Genomic DNA, 24,026 nt, shown 5'->3' on the forward strand with positions numbered 1-24,026 from the left:
GTCAGGGATTGACCAGCAGGTCGCCGGCCTTTGGCGCGTCGCTGATCTCGAGCACCAGGGCGTAGGATGCCTTCTCGAACGGGCGGAACACCATCAGGAGACCGATGCGCTCATTGGGCAGCTTCACGACCTGCTTGCCGGTGTAGTTGGGGTTGGACGCCCGGTCGACGACGGTTTCGCCGTTTTTCAGGATGGCAAGCACATGGCCGCTTTCGATGCCGTCGCGCGTGCCCTTGTTGATCACCACCACCTGGTTCTGCGCCACGTACTGCACGGCATTGCCGTACACCGAGACGATGCGGCCGTTGATCACCTGTTCCGGCGCTCGTGGCGTGTAGCTCAGCAACTGGCGCTGGGGTTCCGGCAGGAGCCGGTCGCCGGCGCGCATTTCCTCGCGCGCGGCGGTGATGTCGAGGGTCGCCGGGATCACGTTGATCACTTCCTTGCCCTCGACCAGCTGGCCTTCGACCGACTGGCTGCGCTTGAGCTGTGCCCGGCCGAGGTACGCCGCCTCGTAGCCGAGGAGTTCGCCCGTGGCCGGGTCGCTCAGCGGCGTGGCATTGCGGAAGACGCGGAAGGTCTGGATCGGGCCGGCCGTCTCGATCAGCTGCGAGTTGGCATCGCCCAGCGCATAGGCGCGATCGCCGCGCGCCAGGAGCACGCGGCTGTCGTTGCCCGCCACGATATGCGGCGCTGTCCTGAGCGTGTCCTCGTCGATGATGATCGGCTCGCTCAGGAAGGGTTCGATCAGGCTGGGATTGAGCGTCGGCAATGCCATGCCGGACAGCGATTCGTAGCGTGTGCGCGGCGACAGCTTGATCGTGCCGTCGGGCGCACCGCTGCCGCGGCGCGTGCTCAGGCGGGCGCGACCGCCGGTCTTGTCGAGGTAGAGCACCTGGCCGGGGTAGATCCGGTGCGGATTCGAGATCTCGCTGATGTTCATGCCCCAGAGCTCGGGCCAGCGCCACGGGCTGCGCAGGTAGAGGCGGGAGATCGCCCAGAGCGTATCGCCGGGCTTGACCGTGTATTCGTCAGGCGCGTTCGGCGCGAGCTCGCTCACCGGAATGCCAGCCTGCGCCGTCTGCTGGGCCGTGGTCCGCTGCTGCGGCGTGACAGGATAGTTCTGCGCCAACGCTGCCGTGCCACCCATGCTCGCGACGGTGATCGCCGCCAGCGTCGCGACGAGGCTCGGACGCAGGCCCTTGTTGATTCGGAGTTTGTTCATGGTTTATGGTGTGCACGCGCTGCGCCGAGCAGTTGGTACGAATCCTCACAATTTGCTACGAATTTTGCGCTGAAGCCCTTGATTGGGCAACGACTATGACCCCGCAGCGCCTCGGCGCGTCGCGGAAATGGCGAAAATAGCGACAACTTTTCCTCGCTTTCATGGCCAAACGAACCATTTTGAGTTACCCGGACCCACGCCTGCATACCGTCGCCAAGCCGGTGCAGGGTGTGGATGCTCGCATCAAGACGCTGGTTGCCGACATGCTCGAGACCATGTACGACGCCAACGGCATCGGCCTGGCCGCCACGCAGATCGACGTCCACGAGCGACTGGTGGTGATCGACGTGTCCGAGGATCGCGACAAGCCGATCGTCCTGATCAATCCCGAGATTGTGTGGGCGAGCGACGAGAAGGTGCTCAACGAAGAGGGCTGCCTCTCGGTCCCCGGGATCTACGACGGCGTCGAGCGTTCCACCTCGGTCCGCGTGACTGCCCTCGACGGCGCCGGCGAGCCGCAGACCATCGAGGCCGAAGGCCTGCTCGCCGTCTGCATCCAGCACGAGCTCGACCACCTGCTCGGCAAGGTGTTCGTCGAATACCTTTCTCCGCTGAAGCGCAACCGCATCAAGAGCAAGCTGCTCAAGCAGCAGCGCGAAGACCAGAAGCTCGAACAGCGCGAAGGACGCCGCTGATGTCCCGGCGCCTGTGGCCTCTGATCGTCGCGTTGGCGGCGATCCTGGCCGGCTGTGTGAGCGAGCCGACCTGGCTACCGCTCGGCACCGATCGCGCGACGACGCTGCAGCGCCTGGGCACCCCGACTTCCACCTATCCCTTGCCCGGCGGCGGAGAGCGGCTCCAGTACTCGCGGGCGCCCGCAGGCGTCGCGGTGAACAACGTCGACATCGACGCGAGCGGCAAGGTCTTCTCCATCCGCCAGGAACTCTACGAAGGCCTGTTCGACAGCACCATCAAGCCCGGAGAGTGGCGCGTGGAGGACGTGTTGCGCACCTATGGCCGGCCTTTCGAGATTTCGCGCGTGACCTCCTTCGACGGCGAAGTCTGGGCCTGGCACTACAAATCGCTCAACAACCGCCGGCTCCTCTATATCTATGTCGATCCGGCAGGCGTCGTCGACCACTATCACACCGCGGACGAACTGTTCCGCGACATGGACTCGTCCCGGTGAGCCGCGCATGAGGGTGGTGTTTGCGGGTACGCCCGAGTTCGCGCGCGTCGCGCTGGAGTCGCTGGCCGAAGCCGGCTTCGAGATCGTCCTCGTGCTGACCCAGCCTGATCGGCCCGCCGGCCGCGGCATGAAGCTGCAGGCCTCGCCGGTCAAGCAGTTCGCCGCCAGCCGCGGCTGGCCGGTGGCGCAGCCGCGAAGCTTGCGGCTGGACGGCAAATTCCCCGAAGACGCCATCGCCGCGCGCGACGCGATCGCCGACGCGAAGGCCGACGTGATGGTGGTCGCGGCCTACGGCCTGATCCTGCCGCAATGGGTGCTGGACGCGCCGCGCCTCGGCTGCCTCAACATCCACGCGAGCCTCCTGCCGCGCTGGCGCGGCGCGGCGCCGATCCACCGCGCGATCGAAGCCGGCGATGCCGAAACCGGCGTGACCATCATGCAGATGGATGCCGGCCTCGACACCGGCGACATGCTGCTGCGCGAATCGCTGCCCATCGGCGACGACACCACCGCCCGCCTGCACGACCGCCTGGCCGCAATGGGCGGACGAATGATCGTCGACGCGCTGCACCAGGCCGAAGCCGGCACGCTGCACGCTGAACCGCAGCCAGCCGAAGGCGTGACCTACGCCCACAAGGTCGAGAAAAGCGAGGCGCAGGTCGACTGGACGCAGGACGCCGCGACGATCGTGCGCCGCATCCGCGCCTTCGACCCCTTCCCCGGCGCCAGCAGCGCGCTCGGCGGCGAAACCGTTAAGCTGTGGGCGGCGGACGCCCCGCACGGCGCGACCGCGGAAGCGCCCGGCACCGTGCTCGCCGTCACGCCGGCCGGCATTGCCGTGGCCGCGAAGGGTTCCATCGCCATGCTCACCGAATTGCAGCGCGCGGGCGGCAAGCGGCTGCGGGTCGCCGACTTCCTGCGGGGTTTTGAAGTCAAGCCCGGCCAGGTCTTCGGCTGATGTTTCTTTCGTCCTCGATCCGTCGCCAGCCGGAGTTCGGCCAGGGCGTGCGCGAGATGTCCTCCGCCGCCATCGGCATCGGCGCCTGGGGCCTCATGACCGGCGTCGCCATGCTCAAGTCGGGCATGAGCGTGTTCGAGGCCATCGCGATGACCTTGCTGGTCTACGCGGGCAGTTCGCAGCTGGCGGCCATTCCGCTGCTGATCGCCGGCGCGCCCGCGTGGGTCGTGCTGGCGACGGGCTTCTGCGTCAACCTCCGCTTCGTCGTCTTCAGCCTGCACCTGCGTCCCTACCTCATGCACATGCCGCGCTGGCGCCGCATGATGCACGGCTACCTCACGGCCGACATGAGCTATGCGCTGTTCACCCGCCGATATCCGCAACCGCCGACCACCGAGGCCGAGAAGCGCTCGCAGGAGGCCTACCTCACGGGCAACTACTTCGTGACCTGGTGCGCCTGGATGGGCATGAGCCTGATAGGGATCGTGCTCGCGAACATGATCCCGCAGAGCTGGGGGCTGGGCTTTGCGGGCGTGCTGAGCCTGGTCGCCATCGTGTGCTCCATGGCGACGACGCGCCTGCGCATCCTGGCCGCGTTGATCGCGGGCGTCACGGCCGTGGCCGCGTACGCATTGCCGCTCAAGCTGAACATCGTTGCCGGCATCGGCGTGGCCGTGTTGTTGTGCTTCTGGCTGGAGAAGCAGTTCGGGCTGGACCCCGATGCGGAGGACGACAAGTGAGCCACGGCGGCGAGACCGATCTGTGGACCCTGGCCGTGATCATCGGCCTGGCCGGCGTCACCGTGCTCACGCGCTGCTTCTTCTTCATCCTCGACCGCCCGTGGGGCCTGCCCGAGTGGGCCCACCGCGCGTTGCACTACGCGCCCGTGGCGGCGCTGGCGGCGGTGATCATTCCCGAGATCGTGATGACGCAGGGGCACCTGATCTCGACCCTGCACGACGCCCGCCTCTACGGCGCGGCGGCCGGTGCCGCCTACTACTTCTGGCGCCGCGGCGTGCTGGGGACGATGCTGGCGGGGATGGCGATCTACCTGCCGTTGCACCTCGGGCTGGGCTGGTAGGCGGACGCGCGAGACGCGTCTTGAATTGACGCGAATTTTTCCTGTTCCCTGGAGCGCTCAGATCAATCTGATGGCTCAGTGCTTGTTGCGTCCGTAGATTGTCGGACCAGGCGGCGTCGGCTCTTCCGAATGCCGACACGTTTGACATTCGCGTCTTCTGGCGCTGCACCCATGAAATTTTTCTCCCGCCGGCGGGCACGGCCCGTGGCGGCGGTTCGCCTTGCCGCGCGAAAACCGCATCCCGTTCTCTCCTGCACTGTTCTGACGGGCTTGGCCATGTCGTTCGGGGCGCAAGCGCAGGTTGCATCGACGCCCCGCCCGATCGTCGAGGAGCAGCGCCAGCAAGAGCGTGAACGCGCGCTGCGCGAGCAGCAGGAGAGCACGGTCGATGCACGCCTCCCCAGGCAGCAGACCACTGAATCTCAGCGCCTCCCCGACGCGGAAACGCCGTGCTTTCGCATCGACCGCGTCGTGCTCTCCGGTGAGCGCTCCGACGAGTTTCAATGGGCGCTCGCTGCGATCGACGGCGAGCGGGGAGACGATTCGCCCATCGGCCGCTGCCTCGGCACGGAGGGCGCCAACATCGTGCTCGCGCGCGTGCAGCAGGCCGTCATCGAGAGCGGCTACGTCACCACGCGCGTGCTCGCGGACTCGCAGGATCTCACCCGAGGCGTGCTCACCCTGACGCTGATACCCGGGCGCATCGCCGCGATCCGCTTCGACGGCGAAGCCACGCCGACCAGCCTGCGCACCGCCATCCCTGCACGCGCCAACGAGCTCCTCAACCTGCGCGACATCGAACAGGGATTGGAAAACCTCAAGCGCGTGCCCACCGCCGAGGCCGACATCCAGATCGAGCCATCGACTGCGCCCAATGCGCAGCCTGGGGACAGCGATCTCGTCGTCAAGTATGCGCAGACGAGACAGGTTCGTGCGTCCCTGAGCCTCGACGACAGCGGGACCGAAGCGACGGGCCGCTACCAGGCGGGCGCCACGGCCTCTGTCGACAATCCCTTCGGGTTGAATGATCTCTTCTACGTCAGCGCCCATCACAGCATCGACGGCCATTGGTTCGGCAGCGCGGACAAGGGAACCGCTGGGCAGATCGTCCACTACTCGGTTCCCTATGGCGATTGGCTGTTCAGCGCCACGGCATCGCAGAACGACTACCACCAGAACGTCGCGGGCGCCTTCCAGAACTACGTCTATGGCGGCGAGAGCAGCAATGCCGGGACCAGCATCTCGCGGTTGCTGTATCGCGACCAGCACCGCAAGACCATTGCCAGCGTGCGCGCATTCCGGCGCTCGTCGCACAACTTCATCGACGACACCGAGATCGAAGTCCAGCGCCGCGTCGTCGGGGGCTGGGAACTCGGCCTGAGCCACCGCGAGTTCATCGGCCCGGCCACGCTCGACGGCAATCTCGTTTATCGCCGCGGCACAGGGGCCTTCGGAGCCATTCCAGCGCCCGAGGAGCCATTCGGCGAAGGCACCTCCCGCATGCGAATCATCACGGCGGACCTGGGCGTGAACCTGCCGTTCCAACTGGGCTACCAGAAGCTGCGCTATTCCGGCTTGTGGCGCGCGCAGTGGAGCCGCACTCCTCTCACGCCGCAGGACATGTTCTCCATCGACGGGCGTTTCACCGTGCGCGGATTCGACGGCGAGTCGAGCCTGATGGGCGATCGGGGCTGGCTTGTGCGCAACGACGTCGGCTGGGCACTCGGAGCGAGCGGCGCCGAGTTCTACGCGGGCATCGACTACGGCGAGGTCGGCGGTCTGTTCGTCGATCAGTTGATCGGCAGCCATCTCGCGGGTGGTGTGGTCGGCATCCGCGGTGTCGTCCAGGGCCTGAGCTACGACTTCTTCGTAGGTGCGCCTATCAGCAAAACGGCAACGCAGGCGGAGGATGTGCCGGCGGCGCCGTCGGCGCCACGCTCGGCGAGGCGGCGGCGATTTTCTACAACCGCGATCGGTCTCCCGAAGACATCCTGCTCAATGGCATTCGGCCGGACACCACGCAGTTCGCCGCCATGATCGCCAGCATCGGCGTGGCTGTCGGCGGGGGCAATGCGGACGAGATCAATCTCGGAGCGAATGCTGGTGCGAATGCGGCGGCGAACAATTTCAGAGGCGCGGTCGTCACTGCAGCCGTGAAGGCATGCATCACCAACCCTGGGTGCATGGGCTTGGTTGGAATTACGGCGGTCGCGGTCGAGGGACTGCCACGCCGCACGGCCGAGTTGATGGCGCAAAACGGCACTCTGACGCAGCCGGCTGCGGAAGCGATCGCGATGAGCGAGATGCTGAGCAATGCGCTTCTTGGCCGCAGCACCACCACTTCCGGTTCTTCGGAGCCTGTGAGGCCTGTGGGTCCGACTGTACTTCCAACCCCAGATCAAGCAACGCAAGAGTACGGACCACCGCCGCTCGAATCTCCAAGTGCCTTGCAACGTTGGTTGGGGAACGTCCTCGAAGGTGCGGCATGCTTACTGCACTTTTGATGAACGGAAAGAGGTATTTTTGTGGGTTCTTGAGCGATTGCTTGAGGAGCAGCACGTCGTCCTCGTGAATATGCAGACTCACGAACCTATCGAAGGTACGACCAAACAACAGATCGACCGGTTTAGAGAGGCGTTACCCGACGACGAGTCTCAGATGTCTGGCGGAATTTGGTTTTTCTCGGAAGCGTGCCCTGGCGGCTCAGCGTGGCAGCGGTGACTCGATTGAGAACGGCTGTGTACCACAGACGGATTGCTTAGCGCGCTTCGGAGCGGCAGCCGCCCAAGGGGCGAACTGGATCAGCAAGACCGCGGTACCCGGCAATGGACGTGATCACGCAAAGATTGAAAAAACCAGGGTCAATGGAAAATTGATCTCGAGACGGTATGCGATCGAACACAGCCTTCGAGATAACTTCAAAGCAACCGCAGGCTCGAGCGGCAAGGCGGTCGGATGTCACCATATAGTGCAGGAGCTTCCTGAATCGGGGCTAGACGAAACCGCCAGATGCAGCCGGGGTCTATGAAGCGACTGTGCAAGTGAAAAATTCGACAGGGCAGTGGATCGACAAAGTCAAATCATCGACGTTCTTTCCGCAGATTTGGTCGGAAGCTAGGCTTAACTTTGAGTTGGCAGCAGCATTCGCGAAGCAGCCATCGGGCGTCACAACTCCATTTGTCGCGACTACACCAAGCGGCGTACAGGTGCAATTTGTCCCCCCACCGGTGCGGAAGACGCGGGCGACATCCTCAATCGGGCGCCATCGCCAACGGCACCTTGGTCGACCTGAAAGCTATCAACGGAGCCAACCTCGATGGCGAGCGCTGTAGCTCAGATAATATTTGGCAGTATCGTCGGTCCTGGAGGATTTTTGTATGCAGTTAAAGAACGATTTGCAGGGGCGTCAAATGCTTGATGAAACGGTATTGAACTACTACAAGGCGCATGGAAATCGATTCGTCAAGCGGTTTTTATATTCCGAGGATGAAGAGTGGGGATGGTGGTATTCCCACTACCTGGTCGATAGAAAGCATGTGATTCGCTATGGCATCGGGCAGGACCGCCAAGCTTGGGTTGGCGGCGTGGAGTTGGGAATCGGCGCCCACTATTTCGGCGCTGCAGAATTTTGGTCATCCGAGGATTTTTGGCGTTTCGGCAACCAAGCTACCACCGAAGAGGTAGAAAGGAACTTGGCCTTATTGGATGAGTTTCTGGGCTACAAGTGATCTGTGAGATACACGGTGCCTCAGGAACGAAATGAAAACTCCAACGATAGAAGAAGTTATCAGTGACTTCACCCTACACGACGCGCTTGGTAATTCCATGCTCGACAAGGACTGGCCCAAATGGATTCAAGAACACAATGGGCGTGGCTTTGGGCCCACGGTTTCTTATTCTTGGCATGTTGGTAGCCAACGGATCGAGGTTCTCGCGAGGGATAAAGAGGTTAGAGAAATTCTCCCTGATGCCACGGGCTTCATCTGCTTCGAGAGGGATTGGAGGCCCGACAACTGCCTCTTGCTTGACGCCTTTGGCAAGCACCGAGTACGTCTAGCGGTGCCCTGGCAACTCACGCGCCCTCAGAACCCCGAATCCGCAAAGCCGCCAACGTCATTTACCAGCGTCAGTGCGCCCTACGTCAATCCTGCTGACGGCAAGCCGGGTGAGTTTGGGGTAACAGCATGGGTTGAACTCGCGGGCCAGTATTACTTTGAATTGGACTATCACATTGGGCAGTTTCTTTGGGGTAGAGAGATCAGGGGCTGAATACGCCAGCTACCAGTGGGGCTGGCAGCGATCGGTTGAACGCGAGCCTGTGCATCCGCGGTTCTGCTACGGCGTGAGCACCGTGGACGGCCGGCCCCGGCGGCAGTGCCGGCGGCAGCAGCCCTGCGCTGATCGGTAGGCCGGTTTGTACGTGCAAGGCCCTTAATCCAACTGCACCCCAGCCGTCTTGATGATCTTCCCCCACCGATCACTCTCCGCCCGCGACAGCGTGTAGAAATCCTGCGGCGTCCCCGGCAGCGCCTCGAAGCCGAATTCCGAGAACAGCTTCACCACCTTCGGCGACTGCATCGCCTTCTTCAGTTCACCGTTGATGCGGTTCACCGCTTCCGGCGGCATGCCGGCCGGGCCGATGAGGCCGTGGAAGGCGTAGGCGTTGACGTCCTTGTAGCCCAGCTCGGCGAAGGTCGGCACGTCCGGCAGCGCACTGGCCCGCTGCGGCAGCGCGATCGCCAGCACCCGCACCTTGCCCGACTTGATGATCGGCAGGCCCGATGCGAGGTCCAGCATCATGGTCGGCACCTGGCCTCCCATGATGTCCGTCATGGCCGGTGCGGCGCCCTTGTACGGCACATGCTGGATGCTCACGCCGGCCTTCTGCTTGAAGAGTTCCATCGCCATGTGGTGCGGCGAGCCGTTGCCGGGCGAGGCGTAGCTCACCTTGTCGGGGTTCGCCTTCACATAGCTCACGAATTCCGCAACCGTCTTGGCCGGAAAGTCCGGATGCACCACCAGTGCCACCGGGAAGCGGCCGATGGTGCCGATGTAGGTGAAGTCGGTCGCCGGCTTGTAGGGCAGCTTGGCGAACATGTGCTCGTTGAACAGCAGCGCCGCGTTCTCGGCCTGCATGATGGTGTAGCCGTCGGGCTTGGCCTGCATCAGCACCGACACGCCGATGTTGGTCGACGCGCCGGGGCGGTTGTCGATGACGATCGGCTGGCCGAGCGAAGGCTGCATCGCCTCGGCCAGCGAGCGGGCCAGGTTGTCGGTTCCACCCCCGGCCACGTAGGGAACGATCCAGCGCACGGGTTGGCTGGGGTAGCTGGACTGGGCCGGCACATGGTTGGCCATGGTGATCGCAAGGCCAGCGGCCAGCAGTTTCAGAAATCGTCGCATAGGTTTGTCTCCGTTTGAAATTCCAATATCAGTGAGCCGTCACGGTTCAACCAGAAATACCGCGGAACCGGCTTCGCCGGGCCGCAGGTATTGCCCCCGGTCAGGGGGAAGGCGAAGCGACACGAAGTGCGCGGAGCCTGGGGGCGAGCCCATTCATTCGCGCAGGACCTGCCACAACTCGCGGTCGCGCTCGGCGGTCCATACGACGGGATGCTCGATGCCGCGCAACTCGTCATAGGCCCTCGACACGTCGAAGGGCAGCACGTGCTGGAACACCGGCCACTCGCCGAAGCGCGGCTTCATCGCCTTCTCGGCGCGCTCGAAGCAGCCGCGCAGGCTGTCGCCCGCGTCGATGCCGGAGCGCACGCTGGCGATCAGGGTCGAGAGAAAGGCTTTCGTGAGCTCGATGGCTTCGGCGCATGCCGCCGCGCCCTTCAGCACCGCGCCGCGTCCGGGCACGAGCACTTCGGGCTTCAGCGCTGCGACGGCGTCGAGCGTGCCCGCCCAATCCTGGATGTAGGCATCGCCGGCATAGACGCCGCAGCGGTTCTCGACCACGTCGCCCGAGAACAGCACGCCGCAGTCGGGCAGCCACGCCACCGTGTCACCGCCCGAGTGGCCGCGGCCGAGGCACATCAGCCGCACTTCGCGCGCGCCGAGCCACAGGCTCATCTCGCGCTCGAAGCTCAGGGTCGGCACGGTGAGGCCGGGGATTTCCTCGACGCCGGCGAAGAGGCGCGGAAAGCGGCCGACCTCCGAATCGAAATCGGCCTGCCCGCGCTCGCGCACCCAGTCGAGCGTGCCCTGGCTGGCGATGATGGCCTGCACATCGTCGAAGGCGCTCGCGCCCATCACGCGGACCGCGTGGTAGTGCGTGAGCACGATGAACTTGATCGGCTTGTCGGTGACGGTGCGGATGTCGGCCAGGAAGTCGCGCGCCATGCGCGGCGTCGGCCGGGTGTCGATCAGCACCACGTGCTCGTCACCGACGATGAAGCCGCAGTTGGGGTCGAAGTCGCTGATGTAGCCGTACACGTTGGGTGCGAGTTCTCGCACTTGCGGCTTCTGCTCGCGGGTGTCGGAGGCGGAGGCGAAGGAGACGGATGCGTTCATGCGGGGCTTTTTGTCGTGGGGTGGGAGGGCTCGCCGCTCTCGCGCGCGGCGGCGATGCAGTCCAGCAGCACGGTCTGGTCGCCGCACTGGTTGGCCAGCAGCAGCACGAGGCGGGCGTTGAAGTCGGCGCTCCGGGCCTCGGTCAGTCCTTCGATGGCGCTGAGCCAGGCTGCGTAGAAGCCGTCGGGGTCGGGGATGTGGGGCTCTGTGATCATGGTTTCGTGTCCGTTCTTCAGCGATGCGTCAGCGCGGCGTGGACCGCTGCGGAAATCGATGCCGGTGTCGGGTCGCGCAGCAGTGCCGCGCGGTAGGCGTCGGGGCGCACGAGGCACAGGCTGCCGGGCGTCGCGTCGCCGAGGTGATGCGCCAGCACCTCGTCGGGCTGCAGCGTGGGCAGGCCGCTGTCGCCGCCGACGGCGACGAGTCGCAGCGGTAGTGATGCAACGGCCGCTGCCGCAGCCGCTACTTGGGCGCGAGTCGGCGCGAACCACAGGCCCAGGCACTGCGTGCCATCCGACAGCAGTTCCATCAGCGTGGTCGTCGTTCCGTCGAGATGCCGCAGCGGCAGGTTCTGCACGGTTCGTCCGCCTTCGGGCAGATGCGGCGCCGGAGGATATTCATTGGCGACCGACATGCGGCCCGTGTTCACGAGCGCTCGTGCGAACGGATGCCGCGATGCGAGCGCGACGACCGCACGCCGCAAAGTGTGCTCGGCCGGCGATCGCGGTGCGAGGAATCTCGCGGACCGGCTGGTGACGCGCAGGTTCTCGACCGCCGCGGGCCGGCGCTCCGCGTCGTAGGTATCGAGCAGCGCATCGCCGGCCAGCCCTTGCGCGACGAGCGCGAGCTTCCAGCCAAGATTGGCCGCGTCCTGGATGCCGCTGTTGCCGCCGCGCGCCCCGAAGGGACTCACCACATGCGCCGAATCGCCGATGAACAGGATGCGCCCGTGGCGGAACTTGTCGAGCAGGTGGTCGCGATAGCCGTACGGCCCGATCCACACGAACTCGAACTCCACGCCCGGCCCGAGTTGCTCCCGCAGCCGCGCGCCAGCCACTTCGGGCTTGCTGATATGGGCGGTGTCGCAGTCCTCGGGCATCTGATAGTCGATGCGCCACACGCCGTCGCCCATCAGGTGCTGCCAGACCGCGCGGCCTTCGTTGAAAGATGCATCGACCCAGGTCCAGCGCTCGGTGGGCAGCGGCTTCTTGAAGCGCACGTCGCTGATGCACCAGCGGTCGGTGCTGCGCGAGGGATGCGCGTCGATGCCGAGCTGCGTGCGGATCGGGCTGTTGGCGCCGGTGGCGTCGATCAGGTGATCGGCTTCGATCGTGTAGCTGCCGGCGGGCGTCTCGACGTCGACACGAACGCCGTCCGCGAGCGGCGTCACCTGCGTCACGCGGTTCTTCCAGCGCAGGTCGGCCACGCCCAGTTCGAGAATGCGGTCGACCAGGAACCACTCGACGTAGAACTGCTGCAGGTTGATGAAGGGCGGCTGTACCGAGACGCTGTCGGTCTTCAGGTTGAAGTTGTAGACCTCCTGCTCGTTGGAGAAGGTGCGGCCGAAAGACCAGGTGATGCCCTTGTCGGCGATGCGCTCGTAGATGCCGAGCCGCGCGAAGATCTCCAGGCTCTTTTGCGCATAGCAGATGCCGCGCGACGAGGCGCCGCGCACGCCGACCGTGTCGTCCTCGTCAAGCAGCACGGCGCGCACGCCGCGGCGCGCGAGGTCGCAGGCCAGCGTGAGCCCGGCCGGGCCGGCGCCGACGATCACGATCGGATGGCGCACGACGGTGTCGTTGCCCAGCTCGGGCGGTGGCACGAAAGGCCAGTGCGGCAGCTGGTACTCGGGGGCGAAGGTGTAGCTTTCCATCGGTGTCTTTAGCGTGGTCACAGCGCGTGCGCCCACTCGGCGACCGCATCGGCGGCGCGCAGCACGAGTTCAGGCTGGCCGGCGAGGTAGTGGTTGCCGCCGACGATGTCGACGTTGCGGATGCGCTCGCCGCCCGCGGCCATCCACGCGTCGCGCGTGCTCGGAAAGGTCGACTGGTCGCCGGTGTAGGTCAGCAGCAGCTTCGGCACCGTCGTGCGCGCCAGATTCGACGGCCCGTCGGCCTGCGAGCGCGAGGACCACTGCGAGAGGAAGGCCGTCAGCGAGGTGGTGCGGCCCATCGCATTGGCTGAATAGTTCACCTGCCGCGCATCGCCCCAGACGCTGCCGGGCTGGCGGTCGTTGGCGTCGATCGACAGGTCCACGCAGCGCGGATCGGCATGCGTGCGGTAGACGATGAAGGCTTGGTCGCGCGGCGCGCCGGGCGTGCTGCGCAGCATGCGAAGCCGCTCCAGCGCCCAGTGCTCGATGCGGTCGAGCCGCGCCTTCTGGGCCGCGCTGAAGCGGGCGAGGAACTCGGCGCTGTAGGGCATCGCGTGGCGAGCGTCGTACATGTCCAGGTCCGGGTCGACCGACATCGGATCGTGTTCGTCGGTGACGGAAGGATCGATCCAGTCGCGCATCAGCTTCGATCGACCCTGGTGCGCCGCGCACAGCGCGATGCCGTCCACCGGCGGCAGGTCGTCGGGGTGGAGGTGCGTCGGGTCGCCATCGGGGAAGTGGTGCGCCGTCAGGTTCTCGGCCTGCGACTGATAGAAGCTGGCGAGCGCGGCGCCGCCCGAATTGCCGATCAGCACCACCTTCTCGTAGCCCGCCGCGCGCAGGAACTGCACGCCGGCGCCCAGGTCCTGGATGGCGCGCTCCATCAGCAGCACCGTGTCGTTGCCCATGTAGCGTGAGTTCAGGCCCATGCAGCAGATGCCGCGCTCGGCCAGCGGGCCGATCAGGTAGTGGCCCATGAAATTGCTCGTGGGGTGCATCACGATGGCCGCGACCTTCTTCGGGCCGCCCGGCGCGCGGTACGCGCCGTAGATGCGCGGGCGCAGCATCTGCAGGCCCGACTGGCTCTCCAGCGCGGCGCCGGGCTTGACGTCGATGACGGCGAGTTGCAACTCAGCCATGGTTCGCGGCCTTTCGGAGTCCGGCCTTGCGCTCGGTCCAGGCGTCCAACTCGGCGCGGGCGCGGCGTGCGTGGGCGTCCATCTCGGCCTTCGGCACCGTGGGCGTGGTGAGTTCGAGCCGGATGCCGTTCGGGTCGAAGAAGTAGATCGACTCGATGATGTGGTGGTCCGTCGGACCGAGCACTTCGACCCCGGCCGCTTCGAGGCGCGCCTTGGCTGCCATCAACTCCGCTTCCGAATCGACGCGCAGCGCGATGTGGTTGACCCAGGCCGGCGTGTTGGGCGAAGGCAGGGCAGCGACATCGTCGCCGAGGTCGAAGAACGCGATGTACGAGCCGTCGCGCATCTGGAAGAAGATGTGGACGTAGGGGCAGTACTCCCCGGTGCTCGGCACGTGGTCGCTCTTGATGACGTGCGTCAGCGGCAGGCCCAGCAGGTCCTCGTAGAAGCGGCGCGTTTCTTCACTGTCGCGGCAGCGCCAGGCGAAGTGGTGCAGGCCCTGCACGGGCACAGGGGGCGAGGCGGCAGGCGAGTTCTCGGCGGGCATGGCTGTCTCCATCAGGGGGCTTGGGTAGGGATTGGGCCGCTGTTCTTCTTATGATTCAATCGAAATAAATTCATTGATTGATGAACTGAGGCCATGAATCTGACCCTGCGCCAGTTGCGCGCCTTCGCCGCGGTCGCCGAGACTGGCAGCTTCACGGCAGCCGCCACGACGCTGCACCTCACGCAATCGGCGCTGAGCGTGCTGGTTCGCGAGCTGGAGCGCGAGATGGGCGTGCAGCTTTTCGACCGGCATACGCGCCGCGTGCTGCTGTCGGAAGCGGGGCGGGAGTTCCAGCCCGCGGTGCAGAGACTGTTGGGGGACCTCGCCGGCGCCGTGGCCGATGTGACCGACCTGCGCGACAAGAAGCGGGGCGTGCTGCGCCTCGCCGCGCCGCAACTCATGGCCTGCACGCTGATGCCGCGCGTGATCGCGGCCTACCGCGAGCGCCATCCGCACATCGACGTGCGACTGGCCGATACGCTGCCCGAGCACCTGCTGGACGGCGTGCTCTCGGGTGAGGTGGAACTGGCGGTGGGGCAGGATGTGGCGGTCGATGCCGCGATCGAGCGCCGCACGCTGTTCCGAGACCGCCATTGGCTGATCTGTCTGCCCTCCCATCCTTTCGCGCGACGCCGCAAGGTGCGCTGGAGCGAACTCGGGCCCTACACCTTCATCGCGCCGACGCGGGACTTTCGGCAGCGAGTGCTGCCGGAGCTGGAGGCCGACGCGCGCGAATTCATGCTGCGGGCGACGACGCAGGAGGTTTCCTACATGACGACCGCGCTGGGCATGGTCGCTTCCGGCCTGGGGATCACGGTCTGCCCGACCTACTCCGCATCGCTGGTGCGCGCGCACGGCTTGCAGATGGTGCGGCTCGACCAGCCGGACTTCCACCGCGAGGTGTGTGTGTACGGTGCGTCGAAGCGTTCGCTGTCGCCGGCCGCGGCGAGCTTCGTGGAACTGCTCGAAGGCTTCGTGCAGAAGCCAGGCCTGGGCGGCTGACATTCGCCTGAAGGCAGGCGAAACCTACAATGTGCCGCTGCTGCCCGTCGAGGCACTTTCGTCCGCATCCAATCTGGTTATTCCCATGAACGTTCTTCGATTCACCGACCTCTGTGCGCAAGGCAAAGTCTCCGGCCAGCGCGTGTTCATCCGAGCCGACCTCAACGTGCCGCAAGACGATGCCGGCCGCATCACCGAGGACACGCGCATCCGCGCCTCCGTGCCGTGCATCCAGCAGGCGCTCGATGCGGGCGCTGCCGTGATGGTCACCTCGCACCTCGGCCGTCCGACCGAAGGCCAGTTCAAGCCCGAGGATTCGCTCGCACCCGTCGCGGCGCGCCTGGGCGAGCTGCTGGGCCGCGAGGTGCCGCTGGTGTCCGACTGGGTCGATGGCGTGCAGGTGGAGCCCGGACAGGTCGTGCTGCTGGAGAACTGCCGCCTCAACAAAGGCGAGAAGAAGAACGACGAGGCGCTTGCCCGCAAGCTGGCCGCGCTGACGGATATCTACGTGAACGACGCCTTCGGCACCGCGCACCGCGCCGAAGCCACTACCTACGGCATCGCGCAGTTCGCCAAGGTGGCCTGTGCCGGCCCGCTGCTGGCGGCCGAGATCGACGCCATCACCAAGGCGCTGGCGCAACCGCAGCGGCCGCTGGTCGCGATCGTCGCGGGTTCGAAGGTCAGCACCAAGCTCACCATCCTCAAGAGCCTGGCAGACAAGGTCGACCAGCTGATCGTCGGGGGCGGCATCGCGAACACCTTCATGCTGGCCGCGGGCCTGAAGATCGGCAAGTCGCTGGCCGAGCCCGATCTGCTCGACCAGGCGAAGGCCGTCATCGAGGCCATGCGCGCGCGCGGCGCCGCTGTGCCGATCCCGGTGGATGTCGTGACGGCCAAGACTTTCGCCGCCGATGCGCCCGCGACGGTGAAGGATGCAGGCGACGTGGCGGACGACGACCTGATCCTCGACATCGGCCCCAAGACCGCCGACCTGCTGGCCGCGCAACTGCGCGAAGCCGGCACGGTGGTGTGGAACGGGCCCGTGGGCGTGTTCGAGTTCGACGCTTTCGCGAATGGCACCAAGACCATCGCCCGGGCCATCGCGGAGAGCAAGGCTTTCTCGATCGCGGGCGGCGGCGACACGCTGGCGGCCATCGCCAAGTACGGCATCGAGGACAAGATCGGCTACATCTCGACGGGCGGCGGCGCCTTCCTGGAAGTGCTGGAGGGCAAGACGCTGCCTGCCTTCGAAATCCTCTCCAAACGAGCTGGATAGGGCTCGCTCCCAGGCTGCGACGCACTTCGTGTCGCTACGCCAACCCCCTGCCGGGGGCAATACCAGCGGCCCGACGGAGCCGGCTCCGCGGTATTCCTGGAGAACGGGCCGGGATATATCGCTGGCGGTTGGGCGGCAAAGTGTATACAGTGTGGAATACAAACTGGAGACTTCAATGAGCACGCCACGCCTTCCCCGCCATGCCACCAAGATCGTCGCCACGCTGGGACCGGCGTCGAGTTCGCCTGAGTTGGTGGAGCAACTGATCAACCACAAGGTCAGCGTGGTGCGGCTCAACTTCAGCCACGGCACGGCGCAAGACCACATCAATCGGGCTGCGATGGTGCGTGAAGCGGCTCGCCGCAGCGGGCGCGAGGTGGCGATCATGGCCGACCTGCAGGGTCCGAAGATCCGGGTCGGCAAGTTCGCCGAGGGCAAGGTCTGGCTGGAGGCGGGTGCGAAGTTCGTGCTCGACGCGTCGCGCACCGAACCGGGCGACATCGACGCCGTGGGCCTGGACTACAAGGATCTTCCGCGTGACGTGAAGCCCGGGGACAGCCTGCTGCTGAACGACGGGCTGATCGTGCTCACGGTCGATGCCGTCAAGGGCGATGCCGTCCACACCACCGTCCGGCTGGGTGGCGAGCTGTCCAACAACAAGGGCATCAACAAGCAGGGCGGCGGTCTCACGGCCCCGGCGCTGACGGCCAAGGACATGGAGGACATCAAGACCGCGATGACCTTCCAGGCCGACTATGTGGCCGTGAGTTTCCCGAAGAACGCGACCGACATGGAAATGGCGCGGCAGCTCTGCAACGTGGCGGCTGCGGAGTTCGGCCACAAGCCGGGGATGATCGCGAAGATCGAGCGCGCCGAGGCGATCCCCAAGCTGGAGGAAATCCTGCGCGCGAGCGACGGCATCATGGTCGCGCGCGGCGACCTGGCCGTCGAGGTCGGCAATGCCGCCGTGCCGGCGCTGCAGAAGAAGATGATCCGCATGGCCAGGGAGATGGACAAGGTCGTCATCACCGCCACGCAGATGATGGAATCGATGATCACCAACCCGGTGCCCACGCGCGCCGAGGTCAGCGACGTGGCCAACGCGGTGCTCGACGGCACGGATGCCGTGATGCTCTCTGCCGAGACCGCCTCCGGGCGCTACCCGCTGGAGACGGTGCAGGAGATGAGCCGAATCTGCGAGGCGGCCGAAGCGGCCGAGGACCTGCAACTCGACGCCGATTTCACCGGCCAGAAGTACAGCCGCATCGACCAGTCGATCGCGATGGGGGCGCTGTTCACGGCCCACCATCTCGGCGCCAAGGCGATCGTCGCGCTCACGGAGTCGGGCTCGACGCCGCTGTGGATGAGCCGCCACCGGGCGCACATCCCCATGTACGCGCTGACCTCGCGGCTGTCGACGCAGCGCAAGATGGCGCTCTACCGCAACGTGCGGCCGCTCCTGATGGACTCGGAAAGCGACCGCGACACGGCGTTGGAGCAGGCCGAGGCTCACCTGAAGAAGCGTGGGATCGTCCAGAAGGGGGATGTCTACGCGATCACCTGCGGCGAGCCGATGGGTGCGCCGGGCGGCACGAACATGCTCAAGATCTGCAGGGTGACCTGACTCGCCCCCAGGCTTGCTCACTGCGTGTAGCCGCCTACCCCCCTACCGGGGGCAACACCGGCGGCCCGGCGGAGCCGGTTCCGCGGTGTCACTGAACTCGCCCCCAGGCTTGCTCACTGCGTGTAGCCGCCCGCCCCCTGCCGGGGGCAACACCTGCGGCCCGGCGGAGCCGGTTCCGCGGTGTTTCTGAACTCGCCCCCAGGCTTGCTCACTGCGTGTAGCCGCCTACCCCCTGACCGGGGGCAACACCGGCGGCCCGGCGGAGCCGGTTCCGCGGTGTTTCTGAACTCGCCCCCAGGCTTGCTCACTGCGTGTAGCCGCCTACCCCCTGACCGGGGGCAACACCGGCGGCCCGGCGGAGCCGGTTCCGCGGTGTTTCTGAACTCGCCCCCGGGGTTGCTCACTGTGTGTAGCCGCCCGCCCCCTGACCGGGGGCAACACCTGCGGCCCGGCGGGGCCGGTTCCGCGGTGTTTCCCGAATTGGGGGCGGTCTCTGGGGCGGTGGGGTGATGTTGGCGGGGGTGGTTAGTAGAATCGTTGGAGTTTTTTCCGATCCATCCCTAGATTCCCGCGAGGTATTTCCATGGCACTCGTCTCGATGCGCGAACTGCTCGACCACGCCGCCGCCAATGGCTACGGCATCCCGGCGTTCAACGTCAACAACCTCGAACAGGTGCAGGCCGTGATGGAGGCCGCGAAGGAAGTCGGGGCACCGGTCATCCTGCAAGCCAGCGCCGGCGCCCGAAAGTACGCGGGCGAGGCCTTCATCAAGCACCTGATCCAGGCGGCCATCGAGGCCTATCCGACCATCCCCCTGGTGATGCACCAGGACCATGGCCAGAGCCCGGACGTGTGCAAGGGCGCCATCGACCTCGGCTTCAGTTCGGTGATGATGGACGGCTCGCTCGAAGCCGACGGCAAGACCATCGCCAGCTACGACTACAACGTCGACGTGACCAAGAAGGTCGCGGACATGGCGCACAAGTACGGCGTGACCGTCGAGGGCGAGCTGGGCTGCCTCGGTTCGCTCGAGACCATGAAGGGCGACAAGGAAGACGGCCACGGCACCGACGCGACGATGACGCGCGAGCAGCTCCTGACCGACCCCGAGCAGGCCGCCGACTTCGTCAAGCGCACCCAGATCGACGCGCTGGCCATCGCCATCGGCACCAGCCACGGCGCCTACAAGTTCACCCGCAAGCCCACCGGCGACATCCTGGCGATCGACCGGATCAAGGAAATCCACCGCCGCATTCCCAACACCCACCTGGTGATGCACGGCTCGTCGAGCGTGCCGCAGGAGTTGCTGGCGATCATTCGCCAGTACGGCGGCAACATGAAGGAAACCTACGGCGTGCCGGTCGAGGAAATCCAGGAAGCCATCAAGCACGGCGTGCGCAAGATCAACATCGACACCGACATCCGCCTGGCGATGACCGGCGCGGTGCGCAAGTTCCTGGCCGAGAACCCCGAGAAATTCGACGCCCGCGAATGGCTCAAGCCCGCGCGTGAAGCCGCCAGGCTGATCTGCAAGCAACGCTACATCGAGTTCGGCTGCGAAGGCCAGGGCCCGAAGATCAAGGGCGACAACCTGCAGATCGTCGCCGCCAAGTACGCCAAGGGCGAGCTGATCCAGGAAGTGGTCTAAGCCTTTCGCCTCGACGCAGAAGCCACCTTCGCGGTGGCTTTTTTCTGACTGGCGCCGCGCGCACAATCTGCGACGTCCACCGCACCGCTCCACAGCCATCCCCATGACCACCGTCCACACCTCCTCCATCCAGAGCCTTCCGCTGCTCGCGCGCGGCAAGGTGCGCGACAACTATGCCGTCGGCGACGACCGCATCCTGATGGTCGCGAGCGACCGCCTCTCCGCCTTCGACGTGATCATGGGCGAGCCCATCCCGGGCAAGGGCGTGATCCTCACGCAGATGGCACTGTGGTGGTTCGAACGGCTCGGCCACCTGTGCCCCAACCACCTGACGGGCGAGGCGCCCGAGAGCGTGGTGAAGCCGGAGGAGGTGCCGCAGGTCAAGGACCGCTCGATGCTCGTCAAGCGACTCAAGCCGATTCCCGTGGAGGCGGTCGTTCGCGGCTACCTCGCGGGCAGTGGCTGGAAGGAATACCAGGAGAACCGCGCGGTCTGCGGCGTGCCCCTGCCTGAGGGGCTCACCAACGCGAGCAAGCTGCCGCTGCCGATCTTCACCCCCGCCGCCAAGGCGGAGGCCGGCGCGCACGACGAGAACATCAGCTACGACAAGGTGGTCGAGATCGTCGGCCCCAGGCTCGCGCAGCAGATCCGCGAGACCAGCATCGCGATCTACGAGGCGGCCGCCGAGATCGCGCTGGGCAAGGGGATGATCATTGCCGACACCAAGTTCGAATTCGGCCTGGACGAAGCCGGTACCCTGGTGCTGATGGACGAGGTGCTCACGCCCGACAGCTCGCGCTACTGGCCCGTCGAAGGCTACGAGGCGGCGCTCGCCGCCGGCACCAATCCGCCGAGCTACGACAAGCAGTTCGTGCGCGACTGGCTCGAAGCCATGCGCATCAACGGCAAGCCCTGGGACAAGACACCGCCCGCGCCGCGCCTGCCGGCCGAGGTGATCGAGAAGACCGCGGCGAAGTACCGCGAAGCCCTGCAACGGTTGACGGGCTGAGTCAAGCCCCTCGGCGACATTGTGAATAAGTCACAAAGTCGTTGGCAATAGTCACCGCACGTAACCGCGGCTGTCTTCCACACTGAGCGCATCCCTACAAAAGAGGAGAGCGACGTGGAAACAACAGCCGACCTACAGATTCGTTACGTTCAGGACTGGAATCCCGTCACGGCGAGTCCACCCGATGCGCTGCAGGCCGGCATGCTCGCCCGGGTCCTCGACGAGATCGATCACGGACTGCTGATGGTCGACCTGACCGGCCGCATCCTGCACGCCAACTATCCGGCGCGCCGCGAACTGGCGACGGGTCATGTGCTGCGCAACGGCGACGGCATGCTCTGCGCCGGCAATCCCGCCGCCCAGGCGAAGGTTCGCCAGGCGCTCAAGGATGCGGAGCGAGACTGCCGCGGCATCGTCGAACTCGAGCACGGCGGCGACATGGTGTCGCTGGCCTTCATTCCTCTGGCTGCGGTGCACGGTACTTCGACCATCGATACCGTGCTCGTCATGTGCAGCCGTCGTCCCGGTTGCGAGACGCTGACGATGCAGATGTTCGCGCGCGCCCGGCACCTGACGCGGGCCGAGCAGAACGTGCTGGCCCGGCTGTGCGCCGGCCACGGCGCCGAAGAGATCGCCTGCCTGGAAGGCATCCGGATGTCGACGGTTCGCACTCATATCAAGAACGTGCGGCAGAAGACCGGCAGCAGCAGCATCCGCGAGGTCGTCCACCGCGTGTCGCGCATGCCCCAGATCGTGTCCGCCTTGCGGATGGTCGAGTAGCGACTTACCCGAAGCGTGCGCGGCTCCGGCGCGCGCTTATATTCAATGGATGCCCCAAGCATCCATTGCCGACCTCCCGGTCGACGTGCTGCCGCCACCTTTGCAGAAGCTGGCGGAGCACGGCGTTCAGCGACGCTACCGGACCCACGCGATGCTGATCGAGGAGGGCGACACCGGCGGCGCCGTCTACATCGTGCTGTCCGGCCGGCTGCGGGCCTTCCTCGCCGATGCGCGAGGCCGCGAAGTCACCCTGGCCCTCCATGGTCCCGGCGAGTACGTCGGCGAGATGTCGCTCGATGGCGGTCCGCGCTCCGCCAGCGTGCAGGCGGTCGAGCCCACGGTCTGCGTCGTGGTCACGCGCGAGACGGTGCTGCAGCACATCGGCGCCGATCGGGAATTCGCGCTGGCGTTGATCGTGCGGCTGATCCGCCGTGCGCGGCTGGCGACCGAGAGCGCGCGCAGCATGGCCTTGCTCGACGTGTACGGCCGTTTGAAATTGCTGCTCGAGGAGCGCGCCAAGCCGCAGCCCGATGGAACGCGCTGCATCTTCGAGCGCCTGACCCATCAGGCCATCGCCAGGGAGATCGGATGCTCGCGGGAAATGGTCAGCCGGCTGATGAAAGACCTGGCAGCCGGCGGCTACATCGAAGTGAGCCAGGGACGGATGAACATCAAGGGGCCGTTGCCGAGCCGTTGGTAGGGCCGCGCATTCAGCGCGCCGAGGCGCTGCTCAGCGTCGCCACGGTCCGCCCGCTCGCATCCAGCAGCGAAAGACGCGAAGGCCCCTGCATCCGGTAGCTCGTCGTTGCCTGCAGGGCCGCAAAGAACTGCGTCTCGCTGGTGCTGCGTGCCGGATCGGCGCACGCCATGCGCGTCGAGGCCAGCTGGCTCATCTTGAGCGAGCTGCCGCTGCGCTCGAAGGTCCCGGACACGCGATTGCAGCCGCCCGAGCCGCTCACGCGGTTGTTGCGGCGGTCGAACTGGAGCTGCGCGTCGCGCTGGGGATCGCTGCTGGGCGCGACCGGCTCGCCGCCGAGCTGTTCGAGGCGCCAGACCGGCCCTTCGATCGCCTCGTCGAGGCTGATGCCGCTGCCGCAGCCGGCCACCAGTCCGGCGGCGAGAAGGGCAACGGCGTGGAGAGGAGTGGCGCCAAGTCGGGCAGCGGGGCGAAAACGCATGGCCTGTCTTTCCTTCTGCAACAGATTGTTCACCCCGGCATCGTATGCGAGCCGGCCCTAGCTCAGGACCACGCTGCTCAGGCGGCGCCTGTAGCTCGCCACCGTCGGATCGTCGGGCGGGATCTGGCCGTCCGCCACCTTGACCTTCGGCGGCTCGATGATGTCGAGGATGGCGATGTAGGTCTTGCGCGCGAGGTCTTCGTTCCAGCTCTTGTCGCGCATGAGGATGTCGAGCAGTTCGTCCATCGCGTCGGTCCAGCGCTGGGCGCTCATGAGCAGGCGCGCGCGGTCGAAGCGGGCGTCGAAGTCGCGCTTGTTGGCCGCGATCCGCGACTCCGCATCGGCCAGCGCGGGCGTGGCGCCCGTGGCCGGCATCGCGAAGTCGATCGCATCCATCCAGCGCTGCAGCGAGTCGAAGCGGCGCACCAGCGTGGTCTTGGCGATCACCGGGGCAAAGGCCACCTTGGCATCGTCGATGCGGCCTTCCTGCAGCAGCAGCTTGATGTAGTCGAAGCGCGCATCGTCGTTGGCCGGGTCGGTGGCGACCGCGTGCTGCAGCTTTTCGAGCGCGCCTTCAGTGTCGCCCTCGGCCAGCGCCGCCTGCGCGGACTCCTCCTGTTCGTGCGCCTCGGTCTCGTCGGCGCCGGGCACGTGCTTGTCGAGGAAGGTGCGGATCTGGTCGGCGGGGATCGCGCCGACGAAGCCGTCGACCGGCTGCCCGTCCTTGAACATCACGCAGAAGGGGATGCTGCGCACGCCGAACATCTGGCTCAACTGCTGCGAAATCTGCGGCACCTTGTCGGCATCGAGCTTGGCGAGCGTGAAGCGGCCGGCGTACTCGACTTCGAGCTTTTCGAGCACCGGGCCGAGCTGTTTGCAGGGGCCGCACCATTCAGCCCAGATGTCGAGCAGCACCGGTGTGGTCATCGAGCCATCGATGAGCTCGGTCTGGAAGTTTTCGAGGGTGATGTCGATCATCGC

At 66.0% G+C, this 24,026-nt stretch carries 26 protein-coding genes and 1 pseudogene; 18 read left to right on the top strand and 9 right to left on the bottom strand.

Annotated features, from left to right (window positions below; genetic code table 11):
* Position 1 precedes the first annotated feature (1 nt).
* Positions 2–1,225, bottom strand: coding sequence for a LysM peptidoglycan-binding domain-containing protein (locus tag QTH97_RS14295; protein WP_286568875.1), 1,224 nt, complete (start codon positions 1,223–1,225; stop codon positions 2–4).
* 161 nt (positions 1,226–1,386) lie between these two features.
* Here QTH97_RS14295 and def point away from each other — a divergent pair, with 161 nt between their 5' ends.
* From def to QTH97_RS14340, 11 genes and pseudogenes are all read left to right on the top strand, one after another.
* A complete protein-coding gene (gene def / locus QTH97_RS14300; RefSeq protein ID WP_286568876.1) occupies positions 1,387–1,920 on the top strand; it encodes a peptide deformylase in 534 nt (177 codons plus the stop codon).
* The gene (locus QTH97_RS14305) at positions 1,920–2,414 is read left to right on the top strand and encodes a hypothetical protein (RefSeq protein WP_286568877.1); all 495 of its coding nucleotides are present in this window, start codon (positions 1,920–1,922) and stop codon (positions 2,412–2,414) included. The genes def and QTH97_RS14305 overlap by 1 nt, the downstream gene beginning before the upstream one ends.
* Positions 2,415–2,421: 7 nt before the next feature.
* Positions 2,422–3,372, top strand: a complete 951-nt coding sequence (gene fmt / locus QTH97_RS14310; protein WP_286568878.1) for a methionyl-tRNA formyltransferase — start codon at positions 2,422–2,424, stop codon at positions 3,370–3,372.
* Positions 3,372–4,112, top strand: coding sequence for an AzlC family ABC transporter permease (locus tag QTH97_RS14315; protein ID WP_286568879.1), 741 nt, complete (start codon positions 3,372–3,374; stop codon positions 4,110–4,112). The genes fmt and QTH97_RS14315 overlap by 1 nt, the downstream gene beginning before the upstream one ends.
* The gene (locus QTH97_RS14320; RefSeq protein ID WP_286568880.1) at positions 4,109–4,453 is read left to right on the top strand and encodes an AzlD domain-containing protein; all 345 of its coding nucleotides are present in this window, start codon (positions 4,109–4,111) and stop codon (positions 4,451–4,453) included. The genes QTH97_RS14315 and QTH97_RS14320 overlap by 4 nt, the downstream gene beginning before the upstream one ends.
* Positions 4,454–4,729: 276 nt before the next feature.
* Complete coding sequence (locus tag QTH97_RS14325) at positions 4,730–6,490, top strand: ShlB/FhaC/HecB family hemolysin secretion/activation protein (RefSeq protein ID WP_286569105.1); 1,761 nt, start codon at positions 4,730–4,732, stop codon at positions 6,488–6,490.
* Complete coding sequence (locus QTH97_RS14330; RefSeq protein WP_286568881.1) at positions 6,487–6,957, top strand: hypothetical protein; 471 nt, start codon at positions 6,487–6,489, stop codon at positions 6,955–6,957. The genes QTH97_RS14325 and QTH97_RS14330 overlap by 4 nt, the downstream gene beginning before the upstream one ends.
* Positions 6,932–7,174, top strand: coding sequence for a DUF596 domain-containing protein (locus tag QTH97_RS37220; RefSeq protein WP_506555385.1), 243 nt, complete (start codon positions 6,932–6,934; stop codon positions 7,172–7,174). Before QTH97_RS14330 ends, QTH97_RS37220 begins: the two co-directional genes overlap by 26 nt.
* A gap of 290 nt (positions 7,175–7,464) precedes the next feature.
* Positions 7,465–7,785: pseudogene (locus QTH97_RS36975) on the top strand (EndoU domain-containing protein); the annotation flags it as partial.
* 45 nt (positions 7,786–7,830) lie between these two features.
* Entirely contained in the window at positions 7,831–8,181 is a 351-nt protein-coding gene (locus tag QTH97_RS14335) for a hypothetical protein (RefSeq protein WP_286568882.1), read from the top strand.
* 31 nt (positions 8,182–8,212) lie between these two features.
* Entirely contained in the window at positions 8,213–8,722 is a 510-nt protein-coding gene (locus QTH97_RS14340; RefSeq protein ID WP_286568883.1) for a hypothetical protein, read from the top strand.
* 162 nt (positions 8,723–8,884) lie between these two features.
* Here QTH97_RS14340 and QTH97_RS14345 read toward each other — a convergent pair whose 3' ends face one another.
* From QTH97_RS14345 to QTH97_RS14370, 6 genes are all read right to left on the bottom strand, one after another.
* Positions 8,885–9,856, bottom strand: coding sequence for a Bug family tripartite tricarboxylate transporter substrate binding protein (locus tag QTH97_RS14345; RefSeq protein ID WP_286568884.1), 972 nt, complete (start codon positions 9,854–9,856; stop codon positions 8,885–8,887).
* A 153-nt stretch (positions 9,857–10,009) separates the two neighbouring features.
* Positions 10,010–10,969: an MBL fold metallo-hydrolase gene (locus QTH97_RS14350; protein ID WP_286568885.1), complete on the bottom strand. Its 960-nt coding sequence runs from the start codon at positions 10,967–10,969 to the stop codon at positions 10,010–10,012.
* On the bottom strand, positions 10,966–11,184 hold the full coding sequence (locus tag QTH97_RS14355) for a DUF2783 domain-containing protein (protein ID WP_286568886.1): 219 nt from the start codon (positions 11,182–11,184) through the stop codon (positions 10,966–10,968). Before QTH97_RS14355 ends, QTH97_RS14350 begins: the two co-directional genes overlap by 4 nt.
* Before the next feature lie 17 nt (positions 11,185–11,201).
* A complete protein-coding gene (locus tag QTH97_RS14360; protein ID WP_286568887.1) occupies positions 11,202–12,842 on the bottom strand; it encodes an FAD-dependent oxidoreductase in 1,641 nt (546 codons plus the stop codon).
* 17 nt (positions 12,843–12,859) lie between these two features.
* Complete coding sequence (locus tag QTH97_RS14365) at positions 12,860–13,981, bottom strand: alpha/beta hydrolase family protein (protein ID WP_286568888.1); 1,122 nt, start codon at positions 13,979–13,981, stop codon at positions 12,860–12,862.
* The gene (locus QTH97_RS14370) at positions 13,974–14,528 is read right to left on the bottom strand and encodes a VOC family protein (protein ID WP_286568889.1); all 555 of its coding nucleotides are present in this window, start codon (positions 14,526–14,528) and stop codon (positions 13,974–13,976) included. Before QTH97_RS14370 ends, QTH97_RS14365 begins: the two co-directional genes overlap by 8 nt.
* A 93-nt stretch (positions 14,529–14,621) precedes the next feature.
* Between QTH97_RS14370 and QTH97_RS14375 the strand changes: the two genes are divergently transcribed.
* The 7 genes from QTH97_RS14375 (at position 14,622) to QTH97_RS14405 (ending at position 22,567) form a co-directional block, all read left to right on the top strand.
* Positions 14,622–15,530, top strand: coding sequence for a LysR family transcriptional regulator (locus QTH97_RS14375; RefSeq protein WP_286568890.1), 909 nt, complete (start codon positions 14,622–14,624; stop codon positions 15,528–15,530).
* Positions 15,531–15,615: 85 nt separating this feature from the next.
* Positions 15,616–16,806, top strand: coding sequence for a phosphoglycerate kinase (locus QTH97_RS14380; RefSeq protein WP_286568891.1), 1,191 nt, complete (start codon positions 15,616–15,618; stop codon positions 16,804–16,806).
* Between the two features lie 175 nt (positions 16,807–16,981).
* The gene (gene pyk, locus QTH97_RS14385) at positions 16,982–18,430 is read left to right on the top strand and encodes a pyruvate kinase (protein WP_286568893.1); all 1,449 of its coding nucleotides are present in this window, start codon (positions 16,982–16,984) and stop codon (positions 18,428–18,430) included.
* Positions 18,431–19,013: 583 nt separating this feature from the next.
* Positions 19,014–20,078: a class II fructose-bisphosphate aldolase gene (fba, locus tag QTH97_RS14390; RefSeq protein ID WP_286568894.1), complete on the top strand. Its 1,065-nt coding sequence runs from the start codon at positions 19,014–19,016 to the stop codon at positions 20,076–20,078.
* A gap of 103 nt (positions 20,079–20,181) precedes the next feature.
* Positions 20,182–21,087, top strand: a complete 906-nt coding sequence (locus QTH97_RS14395) for a phosphoribosylaminoimidazolesuccinocarboxamide synthase (RefSeq protein ID WP_286568895.1) — start codon at positions 20,182–20,184, stop codon at positions 21,085–21,087.
* 114 nt (positions 21,088–21,201) lie between these two features.
* A complete protein-coding gene (locus QTH97_RS14400) occupies positions 21,202–21,867 on the top strand; it encodes a helix-turn-helix transcriptional regulator (RefSeq protein WP_286568896.1) in 666 nt (221 codons plus the stop codon).
* A gap of 49 nt (positions 21,868–21,916) precedes the next feature.
* Positions 21,917–22,567 (top strand): Crp/Fnr family transcriptional regulator, encoded by a 651-nt coding sequence (locus QTH97_RS14405; RefSeq protein WP_286568897.1) that lies wholly within the window; start codon positions 21,917–21,919, stop codon positions 22,565–22,567.
* Between the two features lie 10 nt (positions 22,568–22,577).
* On the opposite strand, the gene QTH97_RS14410 is transcribed toward QTH97_RS14405, so the two are convergent.
* The gene (locus tag QTH97_RS14410; RefSeq protein WP_286568898.1) at positions 22,578–23,045 is read right to left on the bottom strand and encodes an META domain-containing protein; all 468 of its coding nucleotides are present in this window, start codon (positions 23,043–23,045) and stop codon (positions 22,578–22,580) included.
* Positions 23,046–23,102: 57 nt separating this feature from the next.
* Positions 23,103–24,023: a tetratricopeptide repeat protein gene (locus QTH97_RS14415; RefSeq protein ID WP_286568899.1), complete on the bottom strand. Its 921-nt coding sequence runs from the start codon at positions 24,021–24,023 to the stop codon at positions 23,103–23,105.
* Between the last annotated feature and the right edge of the window lie 3 nt (positions 24,024–24,026).

The organism is Variovorax gracilis, from assembly GCF_030317115.1.
GTDB classification, from domain to species: Bacteria; Pseudomonadota; Gammaproteobacteria; order Burkholderiales; family Burkholderiaceae_C; genus Variovorax; species Variovorax gracilis.

What these genes read in the sequence shown, in the direction of transcription:
- QTH97_RS14375 (WP_286568890.1), top strand. Translation starts at nt 14,622, where the DNA reads ATGAATCTGACCCTGCGCCAGTTGCGCGCCTTCGCCGCGGTCGCCGAG.
- QTH97_RS14295 (WP_286568875.1), bottom strand. Translation starts at nt 1,225, where the DNA reads ATGAACAAACTCCGAATCAACAAGGGCCTGCGTCCGAGCCTCGTCGCG.
- QTH97_RS14340 (WP_286568883.1), top strand. Translation starts at nt 8,213, where the DNA reads ATGAAAACTCCAACGATAGAAGAAGTTATCAGTGACTTCACCCTACAC.
- QTH97_RS14350 (WP_286568885.1), bottom strand. Translation starts at nt 10,969, where the DNA reads ATGAACGCATCCGTCTCCTTCGCCTCCGCCTCCGACACCCGCGAGCAG.
- QTH97_RS14315 (WP_286568879.1), top strand. Translation starts at nt 3,372, where the DNA reads ATGTTTCTTTCGTCCTCGATCCGTCGCCAGCCGGAGTTCGGCCAGGGC.
- QTH97_RS14325 (WP_286569105.1), top strand. Translation starts at nt 4,730, where the DNA reads ATGTCGTTCGGGGCGCAAGCGCAGGTTGCATCGACGCCCCGCCCGATC.
- def (WP_286568876.1), top strand. Translation starts at nt 1,387, where the DNA reads ATGGCCAAACGAACCATTTTGAGTTACCCGGACCCACGCCTGCATACC.
- QTH97_RS14360 (WP_286568887.1), bottom strand. Translation starts at nt 12,842, where the DNA reads ATGGAAAGCTACACCTTCGCCCCCGAGTACCAGCTGCCGCACTGGCCT.
- QTH97_RS14415 (WP_286568899.1), bottom strand. Translation starts at nt 24,023, where the DNA reads ATGATCGACATCACCCTCGAAAACTTCCAGACCGAGCTCATCGATGGC.
- QTH97_RS14355 (WP_286568886.1), bottom strand. Translation starts at nt 11,184, where the DNA reads ATGATCACAGAGCCCCACATCCCCGACCCCGACGGCTTCTACGCAGCC.
- QTH97_RS14380 (WP_286568891.1), top strand. Translation starts at nt 15,616, where the DNA reads ATGAACGTTCTTCGATTCACCGACCTCTGTGCGCAAGGCAAAGTCTCC.
- QTH97_RS14365 (WP_286568888.1), bottom strand. Translation starts at nt 13,981, where the DNA reads ATGGCTGAGTTGCAACTCGCCGTCATCGACGTCAAGCCCGGCGCCGCG.
- fmt (WP_286568878.1), top strand. Translation starts at nt 2,422, where the DNA reads ATGAGGGTGGTGTTTGCGGGTACGCCCGAGTTCGCGCGCGTCGCGCTG.
- QTH97_RS14330 (WP_286568881.1), top strand. Translation starts at nt 6,487, where the DNA reads ATGATCGCCAGCATCGGCGTGGCTGTCGGCGGGGGCAATGCGGACGAG.
- QTH97_RS14305 (WP_286568877.1), top strand. Translation starts at nt 1,920, where the DNA reads ATGTCCCGGCGCCTGTGGCCTCTGATCGTCGCGTTGGCGGCGATCCTG.
- QTH97_RS14395 (WP_286568895.1), top strand. Translation starts at nt 20,182, where the DNA reads ATGACCACCGTCCACACCTCCTCCATCCAGAGCCTTCCGCTGCTCGCG.
- QTH97_RS14405 (WP_286568897.1), top strand. Translation starts at nt 21,917, where the DNA reads ATGCCCCAAGCATCCATTGCCGACCTCCCGGTCGACGTGCTGCCGCCA.
- QTH97_RS14335 (WP_286568882.1), top strand. Translation starts at nt 7,831, where the DNA reads ATGCAGTTAAAGAACGATTTGCAGGGGCGTCAAATGCTTGATGAAACG.
- QTH97_RS14345 (WP_286568884.1), bottom strand. Translation starts at nt 9,856, where the DNA reads ATGCGACGATTTCTGAAACTGCTGGCCGCTGGCCTTGCGATCACCATG.
- pyk (WP_286568893.1), top strand. Translation starts at nt 16,982, where the DNA reads ATGAGCACGCCACGCCTTCCCCGCCATGCCACCAAGATCGTCGCCACG.
- fba (WP_286568894.1), top strand. Translation starts at nt 19,014, where the DNA reads ATGGCACTCGTCTCGATGCGCGAACTGCTCGACCACGCCGCCGCCAAT.
- QTH97_RS14410 (WP_286568898.1), bottom strand. Translation starts at nt 23,045, where the DNA reads ATGCGTTTTCGCCCCGCTGCCCGACTTGGCGCCACTCCTCTCCACGCC.
- QTH97_RS14370 (WP_286568889.1), bottom strand. Translation starts at nt 14,528, where the DNA reads ATGCCCGCCGAGAACTCGCCTGCCGCCTCGCCCCCTGTGCCCGTGCAG.